Source organism: Metabacillus herbersteinensis, from assembly GCF_042433335.1.
Lineage (GTDB): Bacteria > Bacillota > Bacilli > Bacillales > Bacillaceae > Metabacillus > Metabacillus herbersteinensis.
On record NZ_JBHLVO010000001.1, the window covers coordinates 111,561 to 124,744 of the forward strand.

Here is a 13,184-nt window from a genome sequence, read left to right on the forward strand (position 1 = left end):
TACTTTAGAAAAGGTGAAGCAATATCTCACCGAGAATTGGTTAAGTTCAATTCAATACTTGAGTACAGATGGAATCTATCAATCAGCTGAAAAGCAAAAACAGGGCAAGGAAAACCTTAAATTAGCACCATTTTAATCCGGGGAAAATGAAAAAGCAAAACCACAAAACGAACATGGATTTCAGAATCCTAATCATTTTGTGGTTTAATTATAGCGGAAAATTTTCTGCATGAATTTATATTGTATTGATGGTGGTTTCATTTTCATTGATTATGAAAGAAATGTATAATGTCTATCCTATTAATAATACTATAATGCTATCATCTATAGGCCCTTTTATATCAGTCCATTAATGCTCATAACTTTTTCAAAATTCATTTGGCTAACACATTGTCAAATGAAGATAATCATGGATTAAGTCCATAGTAGAGTCCTTCGTATTAGGATTTACTATTTAATATCCATATTAATTCCATTAAAGGATTTTTTTGCGCAATTTCTATAGTTTTTGACATTAATCTTCCGAAAATAGATATTGTGGAGAATTTTATTAATCATTATTAGCGAACTTCTTAGAAGTCAATTTTTTAGTTAATGAACTTACAATACTCAATAAATATTTGAATTCTTCTGTATTTCTGAACGTAAATAAGAAAATCATATTAGGAATTAGCAAACATAAAATTCCTCGTATCACTATGTTAATAAATGAATCCGCGTAAAGTACATTACCAAGACTATCAGTTATTATAATAGAAAGGAAAACTAGCACTCCATACCACATATATCTATAGAAATATGTTTTAACCGACTTATTAAAAACAAATTTATATATAACATAAGGGTCATACCAAAAATATATACACAACCTACTAACAACAGTTCCTAAAAATACACCCGCTATTCCTATTTCTATTGCAAGAATTATAGAGGCTCCTATATTGATTACAGCTGCAAAAATTGGTCTATATTTTCCTCTTTTAAATAAACCAGTCGTCTCTCTAAATGTGGTAGAAGCATCTTGCATTCCAGCAGTAAAGAAATTCAATATTATTGCAAATACTATATACTTATTAAATACATACTGCTCTCCTAGCCATATTGTTATAAAAGGATTAATTAAATTCCAGAGACAGACTGCGCAAAAACCATATATCCAAAAATTCGCAAAGTTCAGCACACGAAAGATGAAATATTTCTTTTCATTATCCTCTTTTACAATTAAGTTTCCAACGCTAGCTGTAATTGAATAGAACATATAGCCTAAAAAAGTAGATAGTGTTGCTAAGATTAAAAAATAATTTGAGTAAATTCCTACAGAAGTTATCCCAACAAATATGGAAATTATTATATTGTCAGTTCCATTAATTACGACACCACTAATTTTGTATAACATTAGTGCATATAAATTTTCAAAAAATAATTTCCTCTCTTTATTAGTTAACTTCGCATTATTTTTTTCTTTTATGTACGGGTATAAAATGTTTGCTTTATTTGCAATATATCCATTTTCAATAATTCTAAATATTATTTGGGTTATGAGTACTACAATATAATTCCCTATACTCAATAGTAAAATAATTTGAATCAAGTTAGATATAATGATAAAAACACAGTGTATTTTAGATATAATATGATTACGCTGATCTGCAATAATAATAGAGTGTTTATAGACAAAATAATATGATGCTACTGAGTTAAGTAAAAACAAAATATAAATAATATTTATATTTTCAATTGTAGTTTTACCATTCATTAGGTATGGGAGAAAGGGGAATAACGATAATCCAATCAATAAAATAATTATACCTATAAGTTTATAAGCCTTTTGGTATAAATTCATAAGTGCCTGTATTTTATAAGTATCCTTTTCGGCTATGGGTTTATATAAACTGTAAATCATAGCAGTGTCAAAACCAAGATTTGCAAGTGATAGCATAATTAATATGCTTGTAAATAGCCCCTCTAAACCAAGGTATTCTATGCCAAGAGTATAAATAAAAACTGTCCTAACAATGAAACCCATAAATGCACTGACAACTTGCACAGACACACCAAATAAAATATTTTTCAACGAATTTTGTATTCTCATCACAATTACCTTCTATTTTTACTTATTTTTAAGCAAACATTCTATTCACTTTATTGGTAATTTTTCTTTTAAGAATTGGAAATAAATTTGTAACTCTATATTTTAGTAATGCCTTTTTACGCTCTGTTGCGAAATCATAATCTATAAACCAGTCGAGAATATCTCTATACATTACATTATTATAATTCTCTTTCATTCTATGTTGAATTCTAATCCAATACATAATAATAAATGTATCAGTAAAAAATTTTACTTCATCATTTAAACTTGTTTTAATATGTTCTGAAATATTATTAGGGAGAGCAAAACCGTAATCATTAGGATTCTCTCCTTCTGCAACAATGCCAAAGATCGTTCTTAAGCACTTCTCGCATTTGCAACAGTTTTCTTCATTTTTAAAGCAAACTCTAATATCTACAGATTCCTTACTACCAGAATAATAGTCAACTACAACCTTGACCTTGTCTTGTCTAGTAAGTTCGTATGCATCGTGAAATATCATCCCAGAGGCAAACTTTATTTCGTTATCTACTGTAGGATCGGATGCACAAGTGACTTTATATAAAGGGGAGTTTGAACTTGCTATATAAATACACTTTACTTTTAACATGTAAGCTATTGGTATTGCAGCTGAAATAATAGCTAAGCCATGATGTAACCCATGCCACCATGAATCTCCTAATTTATTACTATATTCACGATTAATTTCCGTAGCAATTATAAAAGTGCCATAATTTGATTGTATTAAACTGTTTTCTAACCCATAAATTTTACCAAAGATAACTGCGTTTTCTTTATCTGCTTCCCAAACATCACTATATTTAATGTCGTTCTCATGCCAACCATACTCCGTTATTAACAATGGATTTTTATCTTTTATTCTTATAAAAGTAGTAAGTGCATCAAGTCCCCCACTAAATAAAGATGCTGCCTCACGTTCAGGTATAAAGGTATTTGTAACTATTTTATTTACAACTATCGAACCTTTAAACTCAATTTTAGAGAACATATCTTGGTATGCCATTTTTATATTATTTAGGCAATCATGAAACGATTTATCCAATTGGTCAATTTGTATTGTTGAGTCTGTAATCCAAATAAGTGGAATTACATTCGAAACAAACGGAATAGATAATACACTTTTGGGAATACCTGAAATATTATAGTTATACTCAAGAAACATATGGTTTTCTTTTTTAAAGTATTTTTGCAAGTTACCTTTAATACTAAAAAAATAGTCAACTCTGTTATTATTTACGACGACTTGATCAAGAATAATACTGTTCATTTTACCCTCCAAATTTCGTTGCATATTTTAGATTTTGAATTGATTTAACCATTTATCTACCAAATCAAAATTAACATTTACATCTGTTATAATTTCTGAATTGATCATTTTTTCAAGCTTGCTAAGTTCGCTTCTATTTATAATATTAAGATTATACGTTTCATTCATTCCACTAGCTCTTTCATCTATTGATATAATAATTGAACGCTTTTTATGCCGCATTGCAAATATCCCACCATGTAGGCGAGTTCCAATATAGTCAATATCTGTATTTAAGATTTTTTCATACTCATCTACTGTTGGAGGAACAATATTAATATTCTGAATATTGCTTAAGGTATTTAAATATTTGAGATCTTTAGAATCTTGGATCCAGAAGTATACACTTTTATAGTTTCTATTCAAAGTGTCTATCAATAGTTGATCATTAATATAGTCTTTAGAATGGTATGTAAGTGTAAAGATGACTGAATCTGATTTTTTGGTAGGAATTTCTTTACACAATTCTGGAGTAAGAGACCACAACGTTGCACAGCCTGTATTTAAAGCTTTAAATCCCATTTCTTCTAAAAATATTTTAGTTCTTTCATCTCTAACACTATGGATATTATCATGAGACAAAACCTTATTATATAGCATTTTAGTATACCTATTTATTTTCGTTCCTTTACCTGCCCCAACTCCAACCAGTATACTACCTTTTAAAGGACCATAATTAAATAGATTAATATTCCATTGAGGAAAGTGTGTAAGCATATCCATTGTTAACAAATTAGAGCCGCCTACAAATTTATATTTTGCGTTACTATAAATCTTTACCCTACTTGAGCCTCTAGCAACTTGATACCAATGAAAAGGAGATACATGCGTCGGCAATGTCAGTACATATGCATTTTTCGTTTTATCTGACAGTTGAAATCTTACACATTTCATTATTATATCGTCTCCCTTATTGAGAGAACCTACTGATGTATCTAACAATAAAACATTATCCACTACTTATTACCTCTCTTTTATCTTTTATTTATACTACTTCTGAATTTTATACAGTTAATAATGAACAATTGATATTCTAACAATTACATTTAATATATTAAGTATTAAAATACTTTCGGAACCAACTTTACCTATAGTTTTTAATTTATGATTTGATATAACTTCTCAAGTTCAAACTGATTATTAAAATCTTTATTTTCACAATTAGTAATTAAGAATTCTCTCAGTTCTGAATTCTTATATAATTTTTCTATTCCATCTGCTATTCCTTCTACAGATAACTCTGTAATACATCCGTCAATTCCATCTTTCACCTGGCTTTTTGATGTTGCATAATTTGTAATCATCACTGGTTTAGAAAGGATTTGTGCTTCACCCACTGTCACAGCCTTTCCCTCGTATCTAGACGGTTGTACGTATAGGTCTGCTGCTTTCATATACGGATACGGATTTGTTTTCTTTCCTAATAAAATAAAACTATCATTAAGATTATTACTTGAAATCAATTTCTTTAATTCCAATTCATATCCCCCATATCCAATCACATACCACTTTATATGCGTAAAACCTTTATTATGGAGAGTCCTTAGCGCCATTACAGCGTTATCAAAACCCTTTACATAAGACAATCTTCCAACCGATAAAATATTAAAATGGTCGTCATCATTGTTTGGGAAAGCTATTTTTTCTTGTGCCATTTCCTTTATGTAATAAGGAGACGTGATATTTTCAATAAGAATAATTTTTTCTTTCAGCGAAGGATATTTAGATAAAAATGAGTTTGTACATTCATCGGAAATTGAAGCAATATGATCAAATTTCTTCCACATTTTTAAGTCTAATTCGTTGTCAATTTCTAATTTACTATAATCTGTATGGATCCATGCTACCTTTTTCTTTGCAATAACCTTATTTGCTAGAATATCGTGTGGCCATGCATAACTTATGGCAAGATCATATTCTTTCGGGGTTATTCTAGGTAAAAAATAAGATGAAAATTTTTGCACCAGTTGCATCTGTATATAACCTGAGCCTTCTTCGAGCTTCCTTAACTTAGACTTTATATCTGCTAAATACTTACTAATTATTCTAATTATAGAAGTCGTATAGTGCCCTTCTTTTACACATCTCTTAATAGGCTTTCTAAAAACAGAATACTTGTTTATCTGGGGAATAATATTTACCTGTTCAGGGATTTGTCTCATAAGATCCCCTTTATGTTCACAAATAAATAGATCTACATTATAAGTATTATAGTCAAAGATTTTTAACATATTAATTAAGCTTCGTTCAATACCACCTATTTCCATGTCAAAAACGGAAATTAAAATAGTCTTTTTCATAATATTCCTCTCATTAAATGGTCTAGAAAAATAGTAGGCTAGTTAGCTCTTGAAACAAATTTGCTTGAACTATCTAATTCTTTAATTCTTGTTTCTCTCTTATCCAAATATAGCGTGTTCGATGGCACATTCCCTTTAACAACACTACCAGCCGCTATTACCACATTGTCCCCTATAAAGGTATCTCTTAAGATAACGACATTTGAGCCAATCCAAACATTTTCACCTATGTTGACCACGCCTCTAATTAAATGATCATCGGTTATTTTTTTATAATTATGATCATGGTCATTTATACATACATTTGGAGCAATCTTTGTATTTCTTCCGATAGAAATCTGATTGACACAGTTAACGGTACAATTATCATTAATAAATACGTTGTCTCCTAGAAACAATTCGCCATTATAATCAATTCGTAAGCTAGCATTTTTTCGAATAAATACAAACTTCCCGATAATTACCTTTGAGTCTTTACTAAAGATTTCTATTTTACTATTTGACTGGAGTGAAAAAATCGATGACTTAATGTTTTTAAAGTATATAAATTTATAAAAAAAACCTCTAATTACTCCAAACAAATGAGAGAGATTCATCAAGATAGTAAAATAAATGCCTCTATTACGACATTCGGATACAAGAGTACTTGTAATTTTATTAAGTATACTAATCACGATTATTCCCCTCAATAAACAAATTTCGCCTAAAAGCTTTCCTTAACCGAGCTATGTTATTACCGCCTATTACTTTGGATAATGCTTTTTTTACATTACTATTGAATCTAGCTCTAGGTGGTAACCAGCTCTTATAAAAATGATGCATCGCATACGTATTATTACTAATAAATTTCCTACAATTTATATAATCATATGGTGAGAAGTAAGTTTGAGGATAAAATGTTCCCATGCCCTCAATTTTTTGATAATGTCCATCTGCTTTTAAGCCCATATCTTCTAATATCTTTGTGATGATTGCTACATTCGTTAAATCATCGTAACTTCCATCATTTCTTAGGAAGTGCTTTTCTGAATATGAATCCAAAAATAACTTAATGAGATTGTTTCCTTCAACAGCTCCTATTGTACTTGTTGCAATGAAATTTTCTTGTTCAAACCCCCAGAATGATTCATGAAAAAGCAGGTCGTCAAATGGCCTATACACTTCAACATCCGTATCCAAATATATGCCCCCAAAATGATATAAAGCATAAACTCTTACAAAGTCACTTACAAATGCATACTTGCTAGCTTCGTATGCTTCTTTAACATAAGAGTTAAAATTCAAATCAAAATTTTTTTCGTTCCACTCGATGATCTTATATTCTGATAGATGTTCTCTCCAACTGTGGATACACTTTTTTACGATTTCTGGCTTTTCATTATTTCCGAACCAACAATAGTGGATGATCTTTGGTATTTTACTTTTACTTTCCAAGTTTTATCTCCCCCAAAAGAGATATTTGTAAGATCATTATTTTCTAGACTGGTACTTTAAAGATTTGAAGAATACTATTCACTACCCTAATCTGATCTTCATCAGTTAGATTTGATCCAGATGGTAAACAAATTCCATTTCTAAATAAACCATCAGACACACTTCCATCAACATTATGTGGGTAGTACCTATTACCTTCAAAAAGTGGTTGTAAATGAAGTGGTTTCCATACAGGTCGCGCTTCAATATTTTCATCAGCTAACTTTTGAAGTAACGACATAACTGATAATTCTGCTTTTTTTTCATCAATAATAATTGCGGTTAACCATCTATTGGAAATTGTGTTTTCAAGCTCTGGCATAAATTTAACACCTGGGAGGTTATAAAGTTTCTCGTAATATTTTTGAAAGACTTTTCTTCTGGCAGCAACCCTATCCTCTAAAACAGTTAATTGAGCTCTTCCAACTCCAGCTAAGATATTACTCAACCTATAATTAAAACCAATCCTACTATGCTGATAATGTAAAGCCGGGTCTCTTGCTTGAGTAGCTAAAAAGCGGGCATTTTTTATTGCATCTATATCATTTGATATGAGCATTCCACCACCTGAGGTGGTAATAATTTTATTTCCATTAAATGAAAATACACCGAACTTACCAAAGGTTCCACTCATTTTTCCCCTATAAGTTGAGCCAAGAGATTCGGCAGCGTCCTCAATGATTGGGACATCATAATGATTGCACATTGTGACAATTTCATCCATTTTGGCACTTTGTCCATAAAGATTTACAACAATTACAGCTTTAGGTAGTCTACCTTCAAGAACAGCATCATGAAATGCTCGCTCAAGGGCTTCAGGGGACATATTCCATGTTTCAGGCTCTGAATCGATGAATACTGGTTCAGCCCCTTGATAAAGTATAGGGTTCGCACTTGCTACAAAAGTCAGAGTAGAACAAAATACTTTGTCTCCTTTTTTTACATCTAATAAAGAAAGAGCCAGATGAATCGCTGCAGTGCCTGAACTAACGGCTACAGCTTCATTGACTCCTACATAGTTTGCAAATTCACTTTCAAAAGCATCCACATTTGGTCCTAATGGTGCAATCCAATTTGATCGAAACGCTTCATTTATATACCTTATTTCTTTTCCGCTCATATGGGGAGCAGATAAATATATTCTCTTCTTAATCATATTCCCCTCCTTAAGAGTCGAAAGCCTCTTCACAATGAGTATTAAAAAGATGCTGAAATTCCAGTATGTCTAATAATTCTCTCAAGTTATTAATTTTATAGTGTGCCATATACTCTGGTGTCTCAGTAATTTTCGCGTAGATTCCCGTTTCTCTTTCAATATGAACAGTTTTCCAACCTAGTTTTTTCGCAGTTATAAAATCTTTTTTTACATTGTCTCCTACATACACACATTCATCATGGCAAACTTGTAAATTTAAACACATTTGTTCATATGGCTTATGACTTGGTTTCCAATTGTTCCTTCCAAATTGGTCTGTTAAAATAATAGATTGGAATTTATCCTTTATTCCTAGTGAATGAACTTTATTCGTTTGTGCAATAAAGTAGCCATCAGATATAAGACCAACTTTTATATTTTTTTCCAAATTTTCTAATACCCATTTGGAATCATTTAATAATTGTATAGTTGGTTTATGAGAACGATAAATACTAATCATTTTTTGAATTAATTTTTCATTGTAAGGAATCATTAATAGATCAAGAGTTTTATTAATGATGTATTTCCTTTCACCTTTTTCAAAAAAATTCATTGCAATTTTGTAAAAAGCATCAATATTATAGTTTTCATTAACCCATTTTCCTAACTCATTCATTCCACTTCTTACATAATCACTTTCATAATAAAGAGTATCATCCATATCAAAAACAATGGCTTTAATTGGCATATTGAATTCTCTCTGTAAAGACAGCTTCATCAAATCTGAGCATTGTTAGATTTTCTTGCCAAGAATAATCTTGAACATTAAAGATTTCTCCTTTTGACGCTTGAATGGTCCATAATGGGAAATTTGCACCAGCCTGAATAGATAAAGGAATTCCCCCACCAAACCTTGGATTTATTTCAATAAATGTTATTTCTCCATTAGACTTCTTAAAGCACTGTAAAGTTAAGCAACCGGCTGGATGTGGTAATGAATTTACAACTTTCTCAACAGCCCTAATTATAGAATTACTCTTCACTGTTACCCCTTTACTCACTTCACCTGCTCTTGTTTCTATCCGCATCCTAGGCACAATTGTCTTAATATTTCCTTTAAAATCAACCATAACGTCAACAGTATACTCCGTACCCTCAATGTACTCCTGAACCATAGCATTTTGAATATACTCTCTAAAAAAAACAAGCTCTTTTTCATTATAAATTTTTGTAACACCTTTACTTGAACTACCATCAAGAGGTTTTATAAGCAACGGGAATGTATAAGCTTTTTCTTCAAGTTCTTCATTAGTATATACTTTAGGAGTTGGTATACCATTTTCGAGAAAGAATTGAAAAGTCTTCCTTTTATCAGATGCAATTTCGTTTAATTCAACACTAGAAACTAATACTTTAACTCCTACTTCTTCAAAAAGGTTGAGATTTTTTGATAACAGGGTTAATTCAGTATCAATCAAAGGGATAACTAAATGTATCGATTCTTGCTTACATATATTAAAAAGTTCCTCTAAGTAGTTTGGGTTACTTATTTTAGGTACAATTATATGCTTGTCGCTAAAATAAGCAGATGGGGCATTATTTTTTAAATCTGCAGTAATAATTTTCCCATTTATATTATGCTTTTGAAAGGTCTCCTTAAAATAGTTTATTAGTGCAACTCTTCTTCCGGAACTTGTAAATAGTATATTCATCTCAGTTTCCTTTTTCATTTTTCAAACTCCCTCTAAATATCGGCATAGTTGCATGATCAACATGCTTTATCCCTTCTGATTTAATGACCTTTCTTATTGTTAAAAACAAAATCTTTAAATCTAGGAAAAAACTTTGATTTTCAATATACCAAATATCTAATTTAAACTTTTCTTCCCAAGATATTGCATTTCGACCATTAATCTGAGCCCATCCAGTAATTCCTGGTCTAACTTGATGTCTTTTATATTGATCCTTTGTATAGAGTGGTAAATATTCCATTAATAATGGCCTTGGGCCAACTAAACTTATATCTCCCTTTACTACATTAATTAGTTGAGGAAACTCATCTAAACTATATTTTCTTAAAAACTTTCCAAAAGTGGTTAACCTTATATTATCAGGCAATAATTGGCCATTATAATCCTTTTTATCAGTCATCGATCGAAATTTATAAAAATAAAAAGGCTGCCCATTTAATCCAGGCCTCTGTTGTTTAAAAATTATTGGCGAACCTAAATTACTCCTAACCAAAAATGCTAAAATAAACATAATAGGTGAAAGTAAGGTTAATAAAAACAATGACACTAGTAAATCAAAACTTCGCTTGATAAAGAACCACCTCCTAAAAGTCTTATTATTTTTCAGTTCGGCTATGCTTTTAAAGCCAATATAACTTGACGTTTAATATCTTCGACTAATTCGCTTACTCTTAAATCTTCCTTTTCCTGGCCCATTTTATAGCTATTAATTAAGATTTCTTCTAATTTCTGTTCAGTTAATTTTGCTGATATGTTCATTTTTTCACCCTCATAATATTCTTAATAAAGAACGATATTGCGGAATATTTTAATAATGATCTAATCATAATTAATTCAAATAATCTTTTTCTTACTAAATATTTTTTCATTATTTTCAATGAATTTTTGATTCAAGAATTGTTTCATTTTTATTCTCATTGGTTCTTCATAAAAACGATATAACAGTGAACTACATATTAAGGAAATAATAAAACATATTATTATAGTTAAAGATTCTGAAATATTAGGTTTCCATAGAAAGTAAATGTAAGATAAAACTAGGTTATGAACCATATAAAAAGAAAAACTAATTTCTCCAAGATAGACAAATATTTTCCTAGAAAAGACATTTGAGATTATTCCCTTTTGTAAAGAAAAGATAAATATCAAGAAACTTAGGAAAGGAATGTAAAGTAAACTGTACCGTAAACTTTGAGGGAAGTATGGCGAAATTATTATTACAAAAATTAATAATATTATTGATAATACCTCTAGAAAGCTTAAAAATAAGTGTGATTTTTTTATTAAAAAATCTCTCTTTTCTAGAAATATCAATCCCAATGTTACACCAACAAAAAATTCAAAAATTCTCGTTATCGGGAAATAATAAGTAAACCAAGTTGTTAATTCATTATTACTTGGTAGATTAGCAAAGCAAAAAATAAATATTAACCATAGACTTCCGATAAGATATATTTTCCATTTTATCTCCCATAAATATTTTAGTGTTAGAGAAATAATAATCGGAAACATTAAATAAAAAAATATTTCATTTGAAAGACTCCATGAAACACCATTAAACGATACATTACCAAATGGTATAAAACTTTGTAATAAAAATATGTTTGTTATTGATTGAAACACATATAACACTGGATCATGTTTAAGCGGTATAAAGAAATAATATGGTACAGCAAAAAAAAATGTTAATAAATGAATTGGATATATTTTCGCAATACGTGCACAATAAAACTTTTTTATCTCATGGCTATCCAATTGCTTTAATCTGACGCTATAATTGTAAGCTAAGATGAAACCAGAAAGGATAAAAAAGAAACTTACACCCAAATAACCTGTTTGATAATTTGACCAGACACTAGCATGGAATAAGAAAACTAATAGAGCTGCTATAAATCTAAATGAGGTTAATGTATTTAATTTAATTACTTTTTCCAACTCTTGACCACCTAAATATTAATTTTTTATAAAATATACTTGAGCTTTACTAAAACAAATTTTTAATTCTTTACATTTCTCCCATTTAAAAATTCAAATAGTTACTCTTATAAACTAAGCCATATGTTATTACATGTTCGTAATAGTAATAACAAAAATACAAAACTAAAATTCCATAACAAATGAACTTCTTATTTCTTTCTTTAAATAACATAGCAATCCAAGAAATTAGGATTAAATTATATAAATCAAAGTAAATATTAAATCTAGCAAATATCCAATTCTGCGTCGATATTATTATAAACATAGCACTTATTATTGAAAGATTTACAATATAGTCACTTTTTGGCCATAATTCTCTTAGTTTATGTCGACCAAAAAAAGCTATAATAATCGGCGTTGCATTAACTGCTACCCTAATAAAGTTAGCACCGCCTTCGGAGAAGTCGCTATAGTGTCCGTATTGAGTACTATCTAATGTAGCAAAGAGAAGTTCAGAAAATTGATTAAAACTAATAACGATGATTATGGAAATAAATAAGAGAAAAAATGTTACTTTAGTCCATGCTTCCCTTCTCACTATGAAATAAATTGGTATTAGTACTAAAGCACTTTTATGAAAAGTTGAAGCAATTAAAACAATTAAAAAATACTTTTTAAAATTACCATTCAAAAGATATTTTGTTGCTGAAAAGATAATCGCAGCAGCTAAATACTGTCTAATACCATTCATTGAAGTTGTGAACATCCCTGCTGTTATATATACGTACAAACTAATCTCAAACATACGTGAATATTTATATAAACTCATGGCAATTAGCAAATTAGTAGTTACTGCTGTAAAGATAATTAGCAACTGTGGGTCAGAAGAAAAAAGTTGTAAAATCATTTGCAACATATCAAAACCAAAATCACCTAAATAATTAATGTTTTCCAAATTAAAACTTTTAATACTGTAAGAATGCATATAAGATCCAGTATCACCGATATTATTTCTGAGGCCTGATACAACTACCAATGATGTAATAGCAAAAAAAACAAACAGTTTATTCGGCTTTACAAAGTTTGAGGTTAAAGATAGTGGCTTTGAAAAATATCTAGATAGAGAAGAAAACATATATACCAACGTAAGGTTAATCCACATTATTGTCATGACTTATTCCCTTTCAAC

At 29.8% G+C, this 13,184-nt stretch carries 14 protein-coding genes; 1 reads left to right on the forward strand and 13 read right to left on the reverse strand.

Going from position 1 to position 13,184, the window contains the following annotated elements; all coding sequences use genetic code 11:
* Nucleotides 1–13: 13 nt before the first annotated feature.
* Complete coding sequence (locus tag ACFFIX_RS00550) at nucleotides 14–136, forward strand: hypothetical protein (RefSeq protein ID WP_378929364.1); 123 nt, start codon at nucleotides 14–16, stop codon at nucleotides 134–136.
* Nucleotides 137–550: 414 nt separating this feature from the next.
* Here the strand turns inward: ACFFIX_RS00550 and ACFFIX_RS00555 are convergent, their stop codons facing one another.
* From ACFFIX_RS00555 to ACFFIX_RS00615, 13 genes are all read right to left on the reverse strand, one after another.
* Entirely contained in the window at nucleotides 551–2,092 is a 1,542-nt protein-coding gene (locus ACFFIX_RS00555; protein WP_378929367.1) for a lipopolysaccharide biosynthesis protein, read from the reverse strand.
* A gap of 28 nt (nucleotides 2,093–2,120) precedes the next feature.
* Nucleotides 2,121–3,380 (reverse strand): peptidase, encoded by a 1,260-nt coding sequence (locus ACFFIX_RS00560; RefSeq protein ID WP_378929370.1) that lies wholly within the window; start codon nucleotides 3,378–3,380, stop codon nucleotides 2,121–2,123.
* Nucleotides 3,381–3,407: 27 nt separating this feature from the next.
* A complete protein-coding gene (locus ACFFIX_RS00565) occupies nucleotides 3,408–4,376 on the reverse strand; it encodes a polysaccharide pyruvyl transferase family protein (protein WP_378929373.1) in 969 nt (322 codons plus the stop codon).
* A gap of 140 nt (nucleotides 4,377–4,516) precedes the next feature.
* On the reverse strand, nucleotides 4,517–5,719 hold the full coding sequence (locus ACFFIX_RS00570) for a glycosyltransferase (protein ID WP_378929377.1): 1,203 nt from the start codon (nucleotides 5,717–5,719) through the stop codon (nucleotides 4,517–4,519).
* A gap of 38 nt (nucleotides 5,720–5,757) precedes the next feature.
* On the reverse strand, nucleotides 5,758–6,393 hold the full coding sequence (locus ACFFIX_RS00575) for an acyltransferase (protein ID WP_378929380.1): 636 nt from the start codon (nucleotides 6,391–6,393) through the stop codon (nucleotides 5,758–5,760).
* Nucleotides 6,386–7,153, reverse strand: coding sequence for a glycosyltransferase family 32 protein (locus tag ACFFIX_RS00580; RefSeq protein WP_378929383.1), 768 nt, complete (start codon nucleotides 7,151–7,153; stop codon nucleotides 6,386–6,388). The genes ACFFIX_RS00575 and ACFFIX_RS00580 overlap by 8 nt, the downstream gene beginning before the upstream one ends.
* A 43-nt stretch (nucleotides 7,154–7,196) precedes the next feature.
* Nucleotides 7,197–8,348 (reverse strand): DegT/DnrJ/EryC1/StrS family aminotransferase, encoded by a 1,152-nt coding sequence (locus tag ACFFIX_RS00585; protein WP_378929386.1) that lies wholly within the window; start codon nucleotides 8,346–8,348, stop codon nucleotides 7,197–7,199.
* A gap of 10 nt (nucleotides 8,349–8,358) precedes the next feature.
* Nucleotides 8,359–9,075, reverse strand: coding sequence for an HAD family hydrolase (locus ACFFIX_RS00590; protein WP_378929389.1), 717 nt, complete (start codon nucleotides 9,073–9,075; stop codon nucleotides 8,359–8,361).
* The gene (locus ACFFIX_RS00595) at nucleotides 9,065–10,039 is read right to left on the reverse strand and encodes an ATP-grasp domain-containing protein (protein ID WP_378930334.1); all 975 of its coding nucleotides are present in this window, start codon (nucleotides 10,037–10,039) and stop codon (nucleotides 9,065–9,067) included. Before ACFFIX_RS00595 ends, ACFFIX_RS00590 begins: the two co-directional genes overlap by 11 nt.
* A 1-nt stretch (nucleotide 10,040) precedes the next feature.
* Entirely contained in the window at nucleotides 10,041–10,649 is a 609-nt protein-coding gene (locus ACFFIX_RS00600) for a sugar transferase (RefSeq protein WP_378930336.1), read from the reverse strand.
* 41 nt (nucleotides 10,650–10,690) lie between these two features.
* On the reverse strand, nucleotides 10,691–10,837 hold the full coding sequence (locus ACFFIX_RS00605; protein ID WP_378929391.1) for a YwzD family small protein: 147 nt from the start codon (nucleotides 10,835–10,837) through the stop codon (nucleotides 10,691–10,693).
* Nucleotides 10,838–10,912: 75 nt separating this feature from the next.
* On the reverse strand, nucleotides 10,913–12,013 hold the full coding sequence (locus ACFFIX_RS00610; RefSeq protein WP_378929393.1) for an acyltransferase family protein: 1,101 nt from the start codon (nucleotides 12,011–12,013) through the stop codon (nucleotides 10,913–10,915).
* Between the two features lie 85 nt (nucleotides 12,014–12,098).
* Nucleotides 12,099–13,166, reverse strand: a complete 1,068-nt coding sequence (locus ACFFIX_RS00615) for an EpsG family protein (RefSeq protein ID WP_378929396.1) — start codon at nucleotides 13,164–13,166, stop codon at nucleotides 12,099–12,101.
* Nucleotides 13,167–13,184: the final 18 nt, after the last annotated feature.